This is a genomic window from Anaerofustis butyriciformans (assembly GCF_036289385.1).
GTDB lineage: Bacteria > Bacillota > Clostridia > Eubacteriales > Anaerofustaceae > Anaerofustis > Anaerofustis butyriciformans.
The window spans coordinates 493428-510536 of record NZ_JAYFFH010000001.1 but is presented as its reverse complement, the minus strand read 5'-3'; the positions used below and the strand labels follow the sequence as shown (position 1 = coordinate 510536).

The following is a 17109-nucleotide window of genomic DNA, read 5'->3' as shown; positions in this document are numbered from 1 at the left end:
TAGAGCAAAAGTATTGTAAGCGTGGGTTGTTTCTTTAGAAGGAGGATTTTTACGGTGAAACAACCTTACAATACTACGATTTACAACACGGCGCTTTATATGAGATTGAGCCGGGACGATGAACTGCAAGGAGAAAGCGGGAGTATTCAGACACAACGCATGATGCTCCGGCAATATGCCGCCGAGCATGGCCTGAATGTCATAGATGAATATATCGACGATGGATGGTCTGGAACGAACTTTGACAGGCCGGATTTTCAGAGAATGATTGATGACATTGAGGACAGGAAAATCAACTGCGTTGTTACGAAGGATTTATCCCGCTTAGGCAGAAACTACATTCTGACCGGCCAGTACACGGAAATCTACTTTCCCAGCAAAGGCGTCCGCTATATCGCTGTCAATGACAATGTGGACACCATCAACGGAGAGAATGAGCTTGCCCCATTCCTCAACATTCTGAATGAAATGCACGCCCGCCAGACCAGCAAAAAGGTAAAGGCGGCCATGCGGACACGGTTCGCAAATGGCGCACACTATGGAGCCTATGCTCCGCTTGGCTATGTCAAAGACCCAGATAAGAAAGGCCATCTTCTGATTGACCCGGAAACAAGGTGGATTATCGAAAAGATTTTTGACCTTGCCGTTCATGGCCGGGGAGCCGCCAGCATTACACGGATTTTGGTCGAAGAAAAAGTACCTACTCCCGGCTGGCTGAATTTCCAGAGATACGGCACTTTCGCAAATATCTATGCCGGAGCGCCGGAGGAAAAAGCCTATGCGTGGACGATAGCGCAGGTGAAAAGTATTCTGAAAGAGGAAACCTATATCGGACACAGCGTCCACAATAAGCAGACCAATATTTCATTCAAAAACAAGAAGAAAGTACGCAAGCCAAAAGAGGAATGGTATCGTGTGGAGAACACCCACGAAGCGATTATTTCCGAAGATGTGTTCCGTCAAGTACAGGAGCAGATTTGCAACAGGCGCAGACGGCAGAAGAACGGCACAACACAGATATTTTCCGGGCTGGTAAAATGTGCGGACTGCGGCTGGTCGCTGGCCTATGGTATGAACAGCCAGAACAAAAATCCCTATGCCCACTACCATTGTAGCAAGTACGGGCAAGGATTGCACCAGTGTTCCATGCACTATATCCGCTATGATGTGCTTTACGCCTATGTCCTTTCCCGTCTGCAATACTGGTCTGTGCTGGCACAGCAGGATGGGGACAAACTTCTGAAACGGCTACTTAACGCCAGCGACAAGGAACGCAATACTGCAAGGAAGCGGCAGACAGCCGAACTGAAAAAGGCGGAAAAGCGCAAAGCAGAAGTAGACACCCTGTTTGCAAAAATGTATGAGGACTGGTCTGCCGGACGCATTACAGAATACAATTTCAATATGCTGTCCGAAAAGTATCAGGGCGAACAGCGAGAATTGGACGCAAAAATTGAACGGCTTCACGAAGCGATGGAGGCCGCCGCCCAGACAGCGGTTGACGCTGAAAAGTGGATAGGTCTGATGAAACAGTATGTCAATCCCACAGAATTGACGGCTGAACTTCTGAATACGCTGATTGAAAAAATCCTTGTCCATGAAGCGGTCAAAAGTGAGGACGGAAGCCGGGAACGGGAGGTAGAAATCTTCTACCGCTTTATCGGCAAAATCGAATGACACATCTTGAGATACCCAACAATATCTTTAACTAAGGGAAACCGGAGAAACCATTCCTGATATTGATAGTTTAAAAAAATTAGCAGTTTTATTAGAGTTTTCTATTGATAACGCACTTGGCATTGAAATAGAAAATGATAATGATGATAAAATAGAATGGTTAATTATCGGAGGATTTATTATAGGAAATACATTAGGAATTGTTTTTGATAATTTTATGTTAGGATATGTATTTGCTATGATTGGTTTGGGATTAGGTTTCGTTTTAAAAGTATTTAAAAAGTAATACAAATTACAATTTATTTATTAAAATATATAAAGAAGACTATTCATACATTGAATAGTCTTTTAATCTTCTAAATTATCAAAAAGGTCGCTATTAAAAAAATCATATAATTTAATTTTTAATGTTTTGCATATTTGATAAATAACATAAGCATTTGGTTTATTAACTTTTAATGCTAACATATCTTGTAAAGTAGATGGTGCGACAGCAGATAATTCAGCCAATTTGTTAGGAGTATAATTGTAAGTATTACATAATTCATATATTCGTTTACTTACTGCTTCTTTGAATAACATATCACACACCTCATTTCTTCAGTAATATTTTAACGGAAAACCGGAGAAATTATTCACGGATAGCCGTTGACTTTTAAAAAATAAGGTGCTATAATATAAACACAATGAAGGCAGTACATTATTTATTAGGTGTACTGTGTTTTTTTTACCAATTACTTGGGAAAATAGAATAATATAGAGGAGTGACATTGTGACAATAACGGACGGAAAAGAAAGTTTTATAATTGATAAGAAAGATGTGACTAATAAAAAAGACGGCTACATAATTGGAATTGATGAAAATATATGGTGTATAGAATTATTTATAAAAAAGGAAAAAAATAATTGTTTTAAGGCAATAATAAAAAGACTCCCTTCTAGTTCAAAAGATGGAGGAGATGAATTAAAAAGTTATAACATACTTGATAATCCTAATTTTAATGAATTTCTACTTTCAAGTTCAGATTATAAAGAAATTAAAAGATTATATGAAAATATGCAATTAGTAAAGAAAAATAGAAAGCAAAGTATAGTAGAAGCATTTGCGTCACTTTTTGCTTATGAATGCTATGAAAATTATTATTTACAAGAACTTTGGGAAGTCAAAGATAAAGATTTATTTGCTTCTATTACATCTGGATCTGATTATCAATACGAATGTTTATGTTTAAAAAGTGAAATATATAAAAAAACAAAAGAAATTTTAAAAGAAAAATATAAAGTAAATTTAAATAAATTTATAGGAGGTAAAATTAGATGAGCGAGGAAAAATTTATATTAGTATTTTTAATTGTATTATTTTTAATTTGTTTAATATATGAATTATACAATTATGTAAAAAATAAAGATAATGAAGAAGATGATAATGCAAAACAAAAAAATACTTTTTTTGATACCCTAGATATAGAAATTGAAAAAAGTGGATATGAAGTTGGTGAGTGGGAAAAAGAAGTTAGAAAAGATTTGATTCCAATTATTAAAGTAAAAACAAAATATAAACCAAATAAAGAAATAAATGTTCTTGTTGGCGATTATAGTAAAAGTTCTATATCAAACACAATATACATTTTAGAAAGTATGGGAATAAAAACAACGATTGCTAAAAGTGGTATAGAAATTGTAAAAAGAATTAAAGATGGCGAAAAATATGATTTAATTATTACAAATAATATTTATGATAGAGGACATTGTGACGGTCCAAATACTCTAGACCATCTAAAAGAAATAGAAGGTTTTAATATTCCCGTTATAGTATTAACAGTTTCGGAAAATGAAAGAGATACATTTGTAGGGTATTATGGATTTGATGAGTATATTACAAAACTGTTAACGCAAGAAAAAGTTAAAGAAACATTCCCTAAAATAATCAACGAGTTAAAATTTATAAAAATAGAAAAACAAAAAAGCAATAAATCTTAATAGGACTTATTGCTTTTTTCTACCTAATAATTCATCAATTGAAAAGGAAGAATAAATAAGTGTTAGGTTATATAAAAATGTAGTAGGAATTAAATTGATAGCATTTTCATAATGAGCATAAGAGGCTTGAGTAGTATTTATTTTTTTAGCAACATCTACTTGAGTAAGATTATGTTTTTTTCTTAATAATTTTAAATTTTTGGCAATTAAATCAAGGTTAATAGTTAATGGAAGATAGTTTGTATCATTAGTTCTAGTCAAACCGAATAAATAATCTAAACTATAATTAAAATAATTTGCATATTCTATCAATCTTTTTAATGGTATAGTATCTTTTCCAGTTTCCCAACCAGATACTGTTGTAAAATTAACTTTCATCAATTCTGCTATATCTTTTTGTTTTTTATCAATTAATTCTCTACTTTCTCGTAAATTTTTAATTATCATATAACTTCACCCATTATAATTATTCCATTAACTTGGGCAAATATTATTTTTCTAGGGGAAATAGATTATATTTTTTTGCTTATACATATCTATTTGCGAATTTAACATAAAAATAATTGTTTTTTTGCGAATATTTATTTTATTTTTCTTCAAATACTTTCCAAATAAAAGAATATATGATATAAGTTTATTGTCAATTTACGGGTGAAAAAGGAGGAAATATGGAGGATTATAGTGCAAAACTAACAGGGGAACCTTTTTTATATAATGAAACAAAAATTATAGGGCGTTATTTACTAGACGGGGAGAATGAACAAGAACTAAAAAAAAGGAATATTGAAGAAAACTTGATTTTAATATCATCCTATATCATTGTACATTTCGGGTGATGATATTTGAACGAAGTATGATTTTATGTTTAGTAGTGTATAATTTCGTATTAGTGGAGAGAAACTTGCTATTATTCGTCATTCCGTATATAATAATTATATACTCTTTGCGAAAGGAAGTTGATATTATGAATTACATTTCTGTGAAAGCCGCTTCTGAAAAATGGGGCATATCGGAAAGACGGATACAAAAATTATGTGAGGAAAATCGCATTGACGGAACTGAAAAATTTGGTCGTGCATGGATGATACCAAAAGATGCAGAAAAACCCGTTGATGGACGTATGAAAACAAGGAACAAACAGGAGGAGAATCATGGAATTTAATGAAAAGCTACAACAGCTTAGGACTGGAAAGAACTTAACGCAGGAACAACTTGCGGAGCAATTATATGTATCAAGAACAGCCATTTCAAAATGGGAAAGCGGCAAGGGTTACCCTAACATTGAGTCGCTCAAGTGTATTTCTAAATTCTTTTCTGTGACCATAGATGAACTGCTATCGGGCGAAGAACTGATTACACTTGCCGAAACTGAAAATCGTTCCAACTTGAAAAAAATTTACAGTTTCATTTATGGAATATTAGATATGATGGCGGTTACTTTTATACTTTTGCCGTTGTATGGTAACCTTGTTGACGGATATATTTATTCTGTCAATCTACTTTCATTTACAGACACTACCCCAATATATCTTGCAATCTATTGGATTGTTTTTATTGTTTTGATTGCACTTGGGATAGCGAAACTGATGTGTGTTTGTTTTGAAAAGGAATCATGGAGCAACATAATCACAAAATGCTCTCTCGTGCTGAGTACGCTTGTTATCTGCTTCTTCGCTGCGGCAAGACAACCCTATGTAACCGCCCTTATGTTTCTGCTATTTGTTGCTAAAATATTTGTCTGGATAAAGCAAACCCAAACAAAGTAAAATGCCATAAACCCTTTAAAATAGGCTCTGACACGATAAGTGTCGGAGCTTTTTTCGTGCTGACATCTATTGTGTCGGCATTGTGACGGTAGATTTCTTGGCTTCTATGCAATACTCGTGGATAATAAGATTGTGGTCAGCGAAAACAAGAACAGCAACCCACGGAAAGGAGAATCAAATATGGATTATATCATTGAAACAGAAAATCTTACGAAGCGATACGGAACAGCCACCGTTGTCGATAAGGTAAATCTTCATGTGCCAAAGGGCAAAATTTATGGTTTGCTCGGCAGAAACGGAGCAGGCAAAACCACAGCAATGAAAATGATGTTGCAGCTTGCTTTCCCAACGGAGGGAACGGTACGCTTGTTTGGCACAAACTATAAGGAAAATATCCATACCCTTTATAGCAAAGTAGGCTCTATTATCGAAACACCGGGATTTTACAGTAATTTAACAGGGTATGAGAATTTGCAAATTCTCGCTAAACTGCGAGGGGGAGTATCTAAAAGTGGAGTAGAAAAAGCTCTTGAAGTTGTGGGGCTGCATAAGGAGAAAAGAAAAGTCTTTTCCGATTATTCCCTCGGAATGAAGCAACGGCTTGGTATTGCCGCCGCCATTATGCACGAGCCGGAGCTTTTAATACTTGACGAACCGATTAACGGACTTGACCCCATTGGAATAGTTGAAATACGCTCATTTTTATCTGAACTTAGTCACAATCATGGCATTACCATTTTTATCTCAAGCCATGTTTTAAGCGAGATTGAACAGATAGCAGATATTATCGGCGTTATGCACGAGGGGCATTTAGTAGAGGAAGTGAATATATCCGAGCTTCACAAAAGGAATCGAAAATACATTCAATTTGATTTATCTGACAGTGAGATAGCCGGAAAGATTTTAGAAAACCACTACCACATGACGGATTTTACAGTGCAGGACGGTACGGTGAGAATTTATGACTTTAGCCAAAGTGTTGGAGAAATCAATCGAGAATTTGCACGAAATGGACTGCTCGTGACAAGGATAAATGATAGTGAGGAAAACTTAGAGGACTACTTTTCTAAACTGATTGGAGGTGGCGGTATTGCTTAATCTTATTTCTTGTGAATTATTAAAACTAAAGCGTTCAAAAATGGTGCTAATTAGTGTGGCAGGGGTATTATCTACCCCACTTTTGATGTTAATAGAAGCCTTGCAAACACATTTTGATAAGCCGGAGATTATCTTTACCTTGTCTGACATATACAGCGACAGTGTACTGTATATCATGCTGCTGGTAAACATTATGATATATGTGGCAATTGCAGCTTACTTGTTTAGCAGAGAGTACACAGAAAGCACCCTCAAAACCATATTGCCCATACCCATTTCAAGGACAAAACTATTAATTGGAAAATTTTGCACCCTGCTTCTTTGGATTGTTATGCTAACCCTTGTAACATGGGCAGGTATATTTATCGTTTGTGGGCTATATGACGCTGTCTTTACATTGGAGGGATATAGCTTACTAGTGGCAATAGTATGGCTCCCCAAGTTTTTGTTTGGCAGTATCCTGATGTTTTTAACAGTTTCTCCTTTTGTGTTTGTTGCTATGAAAACAAAAGGATTTGTCGCCCCGATGATTGGCTCTGCCGTGATTGTCATGGGAAGTGCCGCACTTTCAAATCAAGAATGGGGAGCGTTGTATCCGTGGACAGCCACCTATTTCTTGGTGCAGGGTAAACTTCAGAGTACCGGCTATCCTACACTGCTGTCTGTATCTATTATTATTCTTGTATCAGCAGTTGGTTTTCTTATGACCTTTCATCATTTTAAAAAGGAGGATTTGAAATAATGGTACTTGATTTTATAGAAATTTTAAAAGTTATTTTTCTTGGAATTGTTGAGGGTATTACTGAGTGGCTACCTATCAGCAGCACAGGACATATGATTCTTGTGGACGAATTTATCACACTTAATATGAGCGAAGCATTTAAAGAAATGTTTTTTGTTGTTATTCAACTTGGAGCTATACTCGCAGTGGTTGTAATGTTTTGGAACAAGATGTTTCCCTTTCAATTTAAGAACAAAGCACAGTCAATTGTTAAAAAGGATACTTTCTCGTTGTGGTTCAAGGTTGCGGTAGCTTGTGTACCGTCAGCTATTATGGGGATTCTATTTGATGATTATTTGGATGCTTACCTCCAAACCCCCATTGTGATTTCAATCATGTTAATCTTTTATGGTTTGTTATTCATTCTCATAGAAAATTGGAATAAAAAGCGTACTCCTACTACTATGGCACTTTCTGACATCAGCTATAAAACAGCAATCTTGATAGGGGCATTTCAAGTGTTATCACTTATACCCGGCACATCACGGTCGGGAGCAACGATTATAGGTGCTTTACTCATAGGAGTTTCACGAGTGGCAGCAGCAGAGTTTACTTTTTTCCTCGCAGTACCTACTATGCTTGGAGCAAGTGCTTTTAAGCTGTTAAAATTCGGGTTTGAATTTACAAGTGCAGAACTGCTCGCTCTTGTTCTCGGTATGGCTGTGGCATTTGCGGTATCTGTCTTAGTAATTAAATTCCTAATGAACTTTATCAAAAAACATGATTTTAAGGTGTTTGGTTGGTATCGAATTGTGCTTGGTATACTTGTTGTACTTATAAAATCTTAATAATGCGTTTTCTTTGTGCGCGAATAAAAATGCCAGTTGGTCCTTAAGATCAGCTGGCATTTTTGTTTCTGGGGATGGAAAACAACCCAGAGATTCTCGTTGTCGATCTCCTCCTGATTTTAGTTTGCATGGTGAATTTTGCAAATTGAATCTACAGGAGGTTAATAATGGGATTTAATTATGGATATGAGAAAAAGAAGTTTGATAGTAGATGGAAGCGTTTAGAAGTTGAGTATTGTGATGCAGGGATGAGCGAAGAACAGATTGCTGCCATGAAAGAATATGACTGGGCATGGTTTTGCAGTCAAAGGGTTTTTCAAAACCATACGCAACCAATACCTTGTGAACAATATGATGAAGTATGTGGTCAATCACAGCTGTTCCGAAAGTTTGCATCGTTATCTTATCAATGGGATGTTGATAAGATTGATCAAACGCGATATGGATGGTTGGCTTCGGTGGAAAACGAACAACTACTGTTGAGATTGAAGAAGCTGTCGAAGAAAGATTTGGAGCTATTGACATTACTTTTTGTGGATGGTTATCGTCAAATTGATGTAGCACGTCTTTGGCATTGTTCCAGAAGTGCTGTTGCACAAAGATTTAAAAAAATAAAAAAATTTTTGAATAACACTTAACAAATGAAGCGTATCAGTGCCTACCCATTGAGGGAAGAACATTCTCCCAATGTGGAGCTTGACAATTTCATAGACGGCATTTCCGGTACATAACCTATGTACGAGCGAATCAGGCACGCCGCGAAGATGGACAGCCCCAGGAGGTGATGAATAGGACTGTTCCGAGCGATCCACGTCAGCCTGATACCCGAAAGTGGCATTTCAGGGCGCGATGACTGCATAGGGGTTAAAGATACTTCCTCACGGCCTCCTAAAGACTTGGGGGGAACTCTGCGGCGCACGAGTAAAACGACGCTGTGGAGTTATGACAGCCGCGCCAGCGGAGACCGGAATGTCCCCATCGCCAGGGGTGCGTGGCAAATGTGGCGAGTAAATTTTTCAAAGTCAGATACCATGCGCTGGCAGCTTCGGTTGCCAGCGCATTCATGTGATTTTGAAAGCAACAACCACATCTTTGACAGAAAGGGGGACCACCTATGGAAAAATTGATTTCGCGGAAAGAGGCTGCCAAATTACTGGGGATTAGCATTGCCACTTTGGATGCAGCTCGAAACAGTGGGCTAATTTCCTATGTTCAGTATGTGCAAAATGGTTGCGTGTACTTTACAGATGCTGGCCTTCAGGAGTATATCGCAAAATGCACCCATCGTGCAAAGCCAGTGGAAAAAAGCGCTACATACCGCAAGCTGCGAAGTGTCCGAGCTTGAGCTGTTCCGTATCCTTGCTGGAACCTAATATGTCTGATAAAACAAAGGTACAGCGCTGGACATTATTCTTAGGAGGTGACGGAATTGGCAAAAAGAAAAAGGGCAATTCCTCAATATGGTACGGTCGTGCTTAACGGCATTGAATATTATAGAACCAGAGTCGAAGATTCGGATGGAAACAGAGTGGCGCTTTATGCAAAGACGCCCGAAAAGCTTTATGACAAGGAACTGGAGGCGTTAGAGCAGATTGACAGTACTACGTTTCGTCGAAGATCGCCTACGGTTGCTGAGTACTGTGAGAAGTGGCTGCTGATGCAGTCCGTCCATGTTCGGGCCACCACCTTGACAGATTATACCTCTAAGGTGCGGCGGCACATTATTGGAGGGCTGGGAGACAAGAGAATGGCTGATGTATCCCTGGATGACATCCAACTTGCCCTCGTACCTGTTTCCAAGAAGTCGGCTTCGGTTTATAAGTCTGTGGTGATTCTCTGCAAGTCCATTTTCCGGGCGGCCAAGGAGAGCCATGTGATTGACGAGGACCCGACCATATACCTGGATGCAAAGGGAGGAGTTCCCCAGGAAGAAAGACAGGCATTGACGGATGAACAGGTTGAGCGGCTTTTGGACACGATCCGGGATTTGCCGCCCTATGTATTTGTGATGATCGGTTTATATGCCGGTCTGCGCCGGGAAGAAATCCTGGCGCTGCAATGGGATTCTGTGTATCTGGATGCAGAGGCTCCGTACTTAACGGTACGGCGGGCATGGCACACAGAACATAACAGGCCGGTCATTCTTACCGAGCTAAAGACCAAAGCGGCACAAAGAAACATTCCTCTCCCGGTCTGTCTGGTTGAATGTCTGAAAGATGCAAAGAAAAAATCCACTTCGGATTATGTGATTGCCAATCGGGACGGTGATCCGCTATCCTATACACAGTTTAAGCGGCTGTGGCAGTATATTGTGACGCGGACTGCAAAGCCGAGAATGGCCAGAAAACTTGTGGACGGAAAGTATGTAAAATATATGCTTTACCCGAAACTTGGAGAAAAAGCCAGGAATAACGGCCATGTGGTATATAGCCTGGATTTTGAAGTGACACCGCATCAGCTGCGGCACACCTACATCACCAATCTGATTCATTCTTCGGTGGACCCCAAAACGGTACAATATTTGGCGGGCCATGAAAGCAGCAAAATCACGATGGACATTTACGCAAAGGTCAAATACAACAGGCCGGATGATCTTGTCAAAGCAATGGGCTGTGCCTTTGACTTATGGGACGCTGTGTAAGTTCCGAACAATTCAGAAAATGAAGTAAGAGCGAGACAAGGATGTCTCGCTCTTAGTTTTTCCTTGGCCGTATCTTTGATTCAATTTGAAATCTCTGATAAAAAGGAGGTGTAGATACATCACCACGCGAGAAAGGAAATTAATTATGGCAAAGAAGAAAAAAAACATACCTCAATATGGAACCGTCACACGAAAGGGTGTCCTGTATTACAGAACCCGGATTCTGGACGCAGACGGCAAGCAGGTGAGCTTGTATGGGACTACCTGCGAGGAACTGTACGATAAAGAGCAGGAGGCGAGACGCCAGGTAGCGGAGATCATCTTCCACCGGGAGCATCCTACTGTGGCCGAGTATTGTGAGAAGTGGCTGTTGATGCAATCCGCAAAAGTGTCGCCGGCTACACTGAAGGGCTACGCCTCCAATATGAAGAACTACATTATCAAGCCTTTGGGAGATATGTATATGGAGGAAGTAACAGCGGATGATATTCGTCTGGCGCTGATCCCATTGTCCAATAAGTCCGAGAGCCTGCACAATACGGTGAATATGCTCCTCAAGTGCATTTTTTACTCGGCAGAGCGGAGCCAGTTGCTGGAATACAATCCGTGTGAGGGGATTTCGGCAAAAGGAGGGAAACCGACCCAAAAGAAAGATTCGCTGACAGACCAGCAGGTGGAAGTGCTGCTGGAAACCGTCAAAGGACTTCCGCCGTATCTGTTTACCATGATCGGCTTATATGCCGGTCTGCGCCGAGAAGAAGCTCTCGCCTTGCAATGGGATTGTGTGTTCCTCGATGCACCCACTCCATATATCTCTGTGCGGCGCGCATGGCGATCAGAGCATAACAGACCGGTTATCTCTACAACGCTTAAGACGAAAGCAGCAAGAAGGGATATTCCCATTCCCAAATGCCTTGTGAATTGTCTGCGGGAAGCCAAGGCTGCCTCCAAATCGGAATATGTGATTGCCGATAGTGAGGGACAGCCCTTGTCATATTCGCAGTTCAAACGTGTCTGGCAGTACATCGTTGTTCGGTCTACCAAGGAGCGTACCTATTATAAGTATGTGAACGGACAGAGCATCAAGTACACTGTTCAGCCGAGTCTGGGAGGACATCAGAAAAACAATCCCAACATTGTGTATAGCCTGGACTTCGATGTGACACCGCACCTGCTGCGGCATACCTACATCACCAATCTTCTGTATGCAGGTGTTGACCCCAAGACGGTCCAGTACCTTGCCGGACATGAGAACAGCAAGACAACTATGGACATCTATGCAAGAGTAAAGTATAATAAACCAGAACAGCTATTCGATGTAGTAAATTCTGCATTTCATCAAGCTGTCCCCTCGTAAAAGTGGCCTGTTTTTTGGTTAAGGAATAGGACAACCGAGGGGCCGAGGCTCAAAAAAGCCCGGAATATCAAGGAAAATCATCGCTCAGACGATTGAAGAATGGATTTAAAGCACTTGTCTATATGCATAGATATAATGAAAACTTAATACCAAAAGTAAGACTTGACTACTTACACAGAATGCAGACAACTTATGAAAATTTATTAGCAGATGTAAATGATAAACTTACATCAGAATTATCTATGACAGATAAAAAAGAAGCACAAAAAAGACAAGCAGATTTAAATGCTAAATTACAGGAAATAAAAGAATATGATGAAAAAATAGCACATATTGCAAATCAAAGAATAAGTATTGATTTAGATGATGGAGTAAAAGTAAATTACGATAAGTTTAAAGATATACTTGCTAAAATAAAATAGGAGGATAGAATATGTTTGACGAAGTATTAGAATTATTAAAAGATACTTTAAAAGGTGCTTTTTCTAGAGATACTGAAAGAAAAAGAATAAGAAAAATAATATTTTGGTATGATTCTAAACAAGAATATGAAGATTTCATAAATGAACTTGAATTAGAAGATACAGAAATTATTAAGTACGATAATAATAGTTTTTGGATTAGATATCATATAGAAAAAGAAGAACTTAATAAAAATATTATTATCTATCTTCCTTTTGAAAGAAAAAAGGGTATAGATAATGATTTATTGGATTTAGAAACTGCTAATAGTGATTTATTATTTAATCCGGATTCAACAACTATGAGATTAAAGAACTTGGGATTAACAGAAGATTGTAGAAAGATTATAAATAAATATGCCAAGTTCTTTGGCAACAAAAAAAGAGAAGCAGAATTTAAAAATTTTGATATTGAAGAAAAAAATAATGATAATATTGATTTAATTATTACTGCAATTATGCTTAATATAAAATCAATAAATGAAGATGATATATTAAAAGAAATAATTAGATATTATTTTGAAGATGAAAAGAAATATGAAGAATTGTTCAAGTTTGGTAATGAAGAATTTATATTAAGTTTATTTAATGATACTTTTGGCTCTAATGCAAATTCTTATGACGATTTACTTGATGTATATAAATCTTTAGTATTTACATATTTTGCTACAAGTTTAAAAGATATTAAAAAAGCAAGTAGATATAGTAAATATTTATTAACTAAAAAAACAACTAATGTTTATGTATTTATAAATAATTTGATGAGAGATAAGACTGCAAGAGAATATTTTGAAAAACTGTCAATGGATATAGAAACAGAATTTGGAATCATTGACTTACTTAATGGAATGGATATTGAAGATTATTGTTTGAGTGATGCTTTTATAAGTATTGATAAAAATATAATCAAATATATAGTAGATAAATTATTCAATAGTATTGGTGAGTATGAAGTATATAAACATTATATAGATACAAGAGAAAATAAATACTGGTACGAAAAATTAGAAAATGAATATAACTTGTTAAAAAATTCAATAGCATTTTTTGAAAAAATAAATAGTATTGAAAATGCAATAAAAATAGTTGATATTGATAGATTTGCAAAAGATTATACTGATAATTTCTATGAAGTAGATACTTTATACAGAAAAATATATTTTTATTATGATAGTATTGAAGATAAAGATATATTCATTAATTTAAAAAATAAAATTGAAAATATATATGTAAATGATTTTATGAGCGAATTATCAATTAAATGGAGTGATATGATAGAGAATATGCCAAAATATGATTCTAATCGTATGACTTTGCAGAAAGATTTTTATAAAAATTATATTAAGCCATTTAATGATAAAAAAGATAGAATAATTGTTATTATATCTGATGCATTTAGATATGAATGCGCAAAAGAACTTAATAGCAAATTGAAAAACTTTGCAAGTAAATCAGATATTGGATATATGCAAGGAATTGTTCCGTCATATACAAAATTGGGAATGGCTTCATTATTACCTAATAAAGAATTGTCAAGAGTAAAAGATAGTGATGATATTTTAGTAGATGGACAAGTTTCTTCAAGTTTAAAAGATAGAGAATTATTACTTCAAAAAGAAAACATAGACTCTATTGCTGTGAAATATGATGATTTATATGAAATGACAAAACTTGAATGGAAAAAACTATTTTCTGGTAAAAAAGTGGTATATATTTATCACGATACAATAGATAATGCAGGAGAACATAATGAAAATACTATATTTACTGCCTGTGATAAAGCGATAAATGAATTAGAAAAATTAGTTAGAGATTTACATACAACATTTAGTGGAATAAATGCTTTTATAACTGCTGATCACGGATTCTTCTATAAAAGAGGTAAGATAGAAAGTTATGAAAAAACAAGTAAGATAGTAAATGCTACAAAACAAAAAACAAGATATTCATATTCAGATAGTCTATCTAATGAAGAAGGTATTTTATCAATAAATTTAGATTATGTGTTTGGAAAAGATAGTGGCTATGTAAATATTCCTAAAGGAAATATTATATTTGCAAGACAAGGTAGTGGCATAAATTATGTTCACGGTGGAATACTTCCTCAAGAAATAATAATACCTGTTATTGATTTTAAATCAACAAGAACAACAGAACAAAGTAAAAAAGTCGGAATTACCTACAGTGGGTTATCAACAAAAATAACAAATGCTATTACTTATCTAGAATTTTTACAAGATAGTAATGTTGATGATAATAATAAACCTTGTAGATACTTATTACATTTTGAAGATGAAGATGGAAATAGAATATCTGATGAATGTACAATTATTGCAAATTATGAAAATACTGAAGTTAAAGATAGATTCTTTAGAGAAAAGTTTGTATTTAAAAATATTACTTATGATAGAAATAAACCTTATTATTTAGTAATTATTGATGAAGAAACGGGAATAGAATCTACTCGTATAAAATTCTATATTGATATTGCTATTGTAAATAATTTTGATTTCTAGGAGGTGTAATAGTGGAAGAATTAAATGAAAAGTTAAATAAATACTTTGCAGGTAAAGTTGTAAGAAAAGATTTAACAAAGAAAATAAAAGAGGGGGCTAATGTTCCTGTTTATGTACTTGAATATTTACTTGGAATGTATTGTGCAACTAATGATGAAAATGCTATTGCAGATGGAGTAGAAACAGTAAAAAAGATATTAGCAGATAACTTTGTTAGACCAGATGAAGCCGAAAAAATTAAATCAAAAATAAAAGAAAAAGGAATATACACAATCATTGATAAGGTAACAGTTAAATTAAATGAGAAATTAGATATATATCAGGCAGAGTTTTCTAATTTAGGAATAAAAGATGCTTTAATTGATAGTGGAATTGTTAGTAAATATGAAAAACTTTTAGTTGGTGGTATATGGTGTATTATAAAAGTAAGTTATAGTTTTGATGACCAAGATAAACATAGAATGCCTTTTGTAGTAGCAGGGCTTGATCCTATACAACTTCCAAATATGGACTTAAATCAACTATTTGAGGGAAGAAAGCACTTTACAAAGGAAGAATGGATAGATGTTTTAATCCGTTCAATGGGAATAGAGCCATCACATTTAACTGAAATACAAAAATGGCATTTCATAGAAAGAGCAGTACCTTTAGTAGAAAATAATTATAATTTGTGTGAATTAGGTCCAAGAGGAACAGGAAAATCACACATATATAAAGAAATATCTCCTAATAGCATATTAGTATCTGGTGGACAAACTACAGTTGCCAACTTGTTCTATAATATGGGACAAAAGAAAATAGGTTTAGTTGGTATGTGGGATTGTGTGGCATTTGATGAGGTTGCCGGAATAACTTTCAAAGACAAAGACGGAATTCAAATAATGAAAGATTATATGGCTTCTGGCTCATTTGCAAGAGGTAAAGAAGAAAAGAATGCTAACGCCTCAATGGTGTTTGTTGGAAATATTAATCAAAGTGTTGAAGTATTATTAAAAACTTCTCATTTGTTTGAGCCTTTTCCAAAAGAAATGGCAAACGATTCAGCATTTTTTGATAGAATGCATTATTATTTACCTGGATGGGAAATACCTAAAATGCGACCAGAATTAATAACAGATGAATATGGATTTATTACTGATTACTTATCAGAATATTTTAGAGAAATGAGAAAAAGGACATTTTCTGATTCTTTTGATAAATACTTTAAATTAGGTAATAATCTAAATCAAAGAGATGTTATCGCAGTAAGAAAGACAGTATCTGGTTTAGTAAAATTATTATACCCAGATGGGGAATATAGTAAAGAAGAACTTGAAGAAATACTTTCTTATGCTTTAGTCGGAAGAAGACGTGTTAAGGAACAATTAAAGAAAATTGGTGGTATGGAATTCTATGATGTGCATTTTTCTTATATTGATTTAGATACTATGGAAGAAAAGTTTATTTCTGTACCAGAGAGTGGGGGAGGAAAACTTATTCCAGAAGGAATGTTAAAAGCAGGACATACTTATTTTATAGGTAGAGGTAATTCTGGAATGATAGGAACATTTAAAATAGAAGTTGAATCACCAAGTGGACACGGAAAATTTGCAATATCTGGTATAGGAACTGATAGAGAAACAAAAGAAGCATTGAATACAGCATTTAATTATTTTAAAGCAAATAAAAAAAGTATAAGTGCAAGTATTCAAGTTGATAATGTAGATTATTTGTTACATATAGAAGATTTACAAGGAGTAGGTGCTTCAAAAGATATTTCTCTTGCATCTTTTGTTGCAATGTGTAGTAGTGCCTTAAAAAAGCCAATGCAGGGCAGTTTAGTTATACTAGGAAGTATGAGCATTGGTGGGACAATAAGTAAAGTGGAAGAATTAGCAAATACTCTCCAAGTATGTTTTGATTCTGGAGCAAAGAAAATATTGCTTCCTATGTCTTCAGCAAGTGATATATCAAATGTACCAAGTGATTTATTTTCCAAATTTAATATATCATTTTATAATAACCCAGAAGACGCAGTATATAAAGCCTTAGGGATAGAATAATT

General features: G+C 35.6%; 19 protein-coding genes. 16 read left to right on the top strand and 3 right to left on the bottom strand.

The features are described 5' to 3' along the window. Window positions 1-54: 54 nt before the first annotated feature. On the top strand, window positions 55-1677 hold the full coding sequence (locus V2W16_RS02495) for a recombinase family protein (protein ID WP_087231426.1): 1623 nt from the start codon (window positions 55-57) through the stop codon (window positions 1675-1677). A gap of 27 nt (window positions 1678-1704) precedes the next feature. Here the strand turns inward: V2W16_RS02495 and V2W16_RS02490 are convergent, their stop codons facing one another. Together V2W16_RS02490 and V2W16_RS02485 are read right to left on the bottom strand one after the other, a co-directional pair. After that, a complete protein-coding gene (locus V2W16_RS02490; RefSeq protein WP_329380904.1) occupies window positions 1705-1968 on the bottom strand; it encodes a hypothetical protein in 264 nt (87 codons plus the stop codon). A gap of 57 nt (window positions 1969-2025) precedes the next feature. Next, the gene (locus V2W16_RS02485) at window positions 2026-2259 is read right to left on the bottom strand and encodes a helix-turn-helix domain-containing protein (RefSeq protein WP_138268521.1); all 234 of its coding nucleotides are present in this window, start codon (window positions 2257-2259) and stop codon (window positions 2026-2028) included. Between the two features lie 190 nt (window positions 2260-2449). Between V2W16_RS02485 and V2W16_RS02480 the strand changes: the two genes are divergently transcribed. Both V2W16_RS02480 and V2W16_RS02475 read left to right on the top strand, forming a co-directional pair. Further along, on the top strand, window positions 2450-2998 hold the full coding sequence (locus tag V2W16_RS02480; protein WP_138268520.1) for a hypothetical protein: 549 nt from the start codon (window positions 2450-2452) through the stop codon (window positions 2996-2998). Beyond that, window positions 2995-3657 (top strand): PleD family two-component system response regulator, encoded by a 663-nt coding sequence (locus V2W16_RS02475; protein WP_138268519.1) that lies wholly within the window; start codon window positions 2995-2997, stop codon window positions 3655-3657. The genes V2W16_RS02480 and V2W16_RS02475 overlap by 4 nt, the downstream gene beginning before the upstream one ends. Before the next feature lie 6 nt (window positions 3658-3663). Here the strand turns inward: V2W16_RS02475 and V2W16_RS02470 are convergent, their stop codons facing one another. Then, window positions 3664-4104, bottom strand: coding sequence for a helix-turn-helix domain-containing protein (locus V2W16_RS02470; RefSeq protein ID WP_329380899.1), 441 nt, complete (start codon window positions 4102-4104; stop codon window positions 3664-3666). 221 nt (window positions 4105-4325) lie between these two features. On the opposite strand from V2W16_RS02470, the gene V2W16_RS02465 reads away from it, so the two are divergent. The 13 genes from V2W16_RS02465 (at window position 4326) to brxL (ending at window position 17107) form a co-directional block, all read left to right on the top strand. Then, on the top strand, window positions 4326-4493 hold the full coding sequence (locus V2W16_RS02465) for a BrxA family protein (protein ID WP_329380897.1): 168 nt from the start codon (window positions 4326-4328) through the stop codon (window positions 4491-4493). 128 nt (window positions 4494-4621) lie between these two features. Beyond that, window positions 4622-4819 carry a helix-turn-helix domain-containing protein gene (locus tag V2W16_RS02460; protein ID WP_009246557.1) on the top strand — a complete coding sequence of 66 codons (198 nt, stop codon included), beginning with the start codon at window positions 4622-4624 and terminating at the stop codon, window positions 4817-4819. Continuing rightward, window positions 4809-5423 carry a bacitracin resistance transcriptional activator BcrR gene (bcrR, locus tag V2W16_RS02455; protein ID WP_009269230.1) on the top strand — a complete coding sequence of 205 codons (615 nt, stop codon included), beginning with the start codon at window positions 4809-4811 and terminating at the stop codon, window positions 5421-5423. The genes V2W16_RS02460 and bcrR overlap by 11 nt, the downstream gene beginning before the upstream one ends. A gap of 180 nt (window positions 5424-5603) precedes the next feature. Beyond that, the gene (bcrA, locus tag V2W16_RS02450; protein ID WP_002576324.1) at window positions 5604-6521 is read left to right on the top strand and encodes a bacitracin ABC transporter ATP-binding protein BcrA; all 918 of its coding nucleotides are present in this window, start codon (window positions 5604-5606) and stop codon (window positions 6519-6521) included. Further along, window positions 6514-7263 carry an ABC transporter permease gene (locus V2W16_RS02445; protein ID WP_002576323.1) on the top strand — a complete coding sequence of 250 codons (750 nt, stop codon included), beginning with the start codon at window positions 6514-6516 and terminating at the stop codon, window positions 7261-7263. Before bcrA ends, V2W16_RS02445 begins: the two co-directional genes overlap by 8 nt. Continuing rightward, complete coding sequence (gene bcrD, locus V2W16_RS02440; protein WP_002576322.1) at window positions 7263-8090, top strand: bacitracin resistance undecaprenyl-diphosphatase BcrD; 828 nt, start codon at window positions 7263-7265, stop codon at window positions 8088-8090. Before V2W16_RS02445 ends, bcrD begins: the two co-directional genes overlap by 1 nt. A gap of 167 nt (window positions 8091-8257) precedes the next feature. Then, window positions 8258-8728 (top strand): RNA polymerase subunit sigma-73, encoded by a 471-nt coding sequence (locus tag V2W16_RS02435; RefSeq protein ID WP_002576321.1) that lies wholly within the window; start codon window positions 8258-8260, stop codon window positions 8726-8728. Between the two features lie 476 nt (window positions 8729-9204). Next, the gene (locus V2W16_RS02430) at window positions 9205-9435 is read left to right on the top strand and encodes a hypothetical protein (RefSeq protein ID WP_002576320.1); all 231 of its coding nucleotides are present in this window, start codon (window positions 9205-9207) and stop codon (window positions 9433-9435) included. A gap of 84 nt (window positions 9436-9519) precedes the next feature. Then, window positions 9520-10731 (top strand): tyrosine-type recombinase/integrase, encoded by a 1212-nt coding sequence (locus tag V2W16_RS02425; RefSeq protein WP_002576319.1) that lies wholly within the window; start codon window positions 9520-9522, stop codon window positions 10729-10731. Window positions 10732-10876: 145 nt separating this feature from the next. Further along, window positions 10877-12088: a tyrosine-type recombinase/integrase gene (locus tag V2W16_RS02420; protein WP_002576318.1), complete on the top strand. Its 1212-nt coding sequence runs from the start codon at window positions 10877-10879 to the stop codon at window positions 12086-12088. Between the two features lie 122 nt (window positions 12089-12210). Further along, complete coding sequence (locus V2W16_RS02415; RefSeq protein WP_329380801.1) at window positions 12211-12510, top strand: hypothetical protein; 300 nt, start codon at window positions 12211-12213, stop codon at window positions 12508-12510. Between the two features lie 11 nt (window positions 12511-12521). Further along, window positions 12522-15065, top strand: a complete 2544-nt coding sequence (pglZ, locus tag V2W16_RS02410) for a BREX-1 system phosphatase PglZ type A (RefSeq protein WP_329380798.1) — start codon at window positions 12522-12524, stop codon at window positions 15063-15065. Window positions 15066-15076: 11 nt separating this feature from the next. Continuing rightward, entirely contained in the window at window positions 15077-17107 is a 2031-nt protein-coding gene (gene brxL / locus V2W16_RS02405) for a protease Lon-related BREX system protein BrxL (RefSeq protein ID WP_329380795.1), read from the top strand. Window positions 17108-17109 lie beyond the last annotated feature (2 nt).

What these genes read in the sequence shown, in the direction of transcription:
- V2W16_RS02485 (WP_138268521.1), bottom strand. Translation starts at nt 2,259, where the DNA reads ATGTTATTCAAAGAAGCAGTAAGTAAACGAATATATGAATTATGTAAT.
- V2W16_RS02475 (WP_138268519.1), top strand. Translation starts at nt 2,995, where the DNA reads ATGAGCGAGGAAAAATTTATATTAGTATTTTTAATTGTATTATTTTTA.
- V2W16_RS02470 (WP_329380899.1), bottom strand. Translation starts at nt 4,104, where the DNA reads ATGATAATTAAAAATTTACGAGAAAGTAGAGAATTAATTGATAAAAAA.
- V2W16_RS02465 (WP_329380897.1), top strand. Translation starts at nt 4,326, where the DNA reads ATGGAGGATTATAGTGCAAAACTAACAGGGGAACCTTTTTTATATAAT.
- V2W16_RS02460 (WP_009246557.1), top strand. Translation starts at nt 4,622, where the DNA reads ATGAATTACATTTCTGTGAAAGCCGCTTCTGAAAAATGGGGCATATCG.
- bcrR (WP_009269230.1), top strand. Translation starts at nt 4,809, where the DNA reads ATGGAATTTAATGAAAAGCTACAACAGCTTAGGACTGGAAAGAACTTA.
- bcrA (WP_002576324.1), top strand. Translation starts at nt 5,604, where the DNA reads ATGGATTATATCATTGAAACAGAAAATCTTACGAAGCGATACGGAACA.
- bcrD (WP_002576322.1), top strand. Translation starts at nt 7,263, where the DNA reads ATGGTACTTGATTTTATAGAAATTTTAAAAGTTATTTTTCTTGGAATT.
- V2W16_RS02435 (WP_002576321.1), top strand. Translation starts at nt 8,258, where the DNA reads ATGGGATTTAATTATGGATATGAGAAAAAGAAGTTTGATAGTAGATGG.
- V2W16_RS02430 (WP_002576320.1), top strand. Translation starts at nt 9,205, where the DNA reads ATGGAAAAATTGATTTCGCGGAAAGAGGCTGCCAAATTACTGGGGATT.
- V2W16_RS02420 (WP_002576318.1), top strand. Translation starts at nt 10,877, where the DNA reads ATGGCAAAGAAGAAAAAAAACATACCTCAATATGGAACCGTCACACGA.
- V2W16_RS02415 (WP_329380801.1), top strand. Translation starts at nt 12,211, where the DNA reads ATGCATAGATATAATGAAAACTTAATACCAAAAGTAAGACTTGACTAC.
- pglZ (WP_329380798.1), top strand. Translation starts at nt 12,522, where the DNA reads ATGTTTGACGAAGTATTAGAATTATTAAAAGATACTTTAAAAGGTGCT.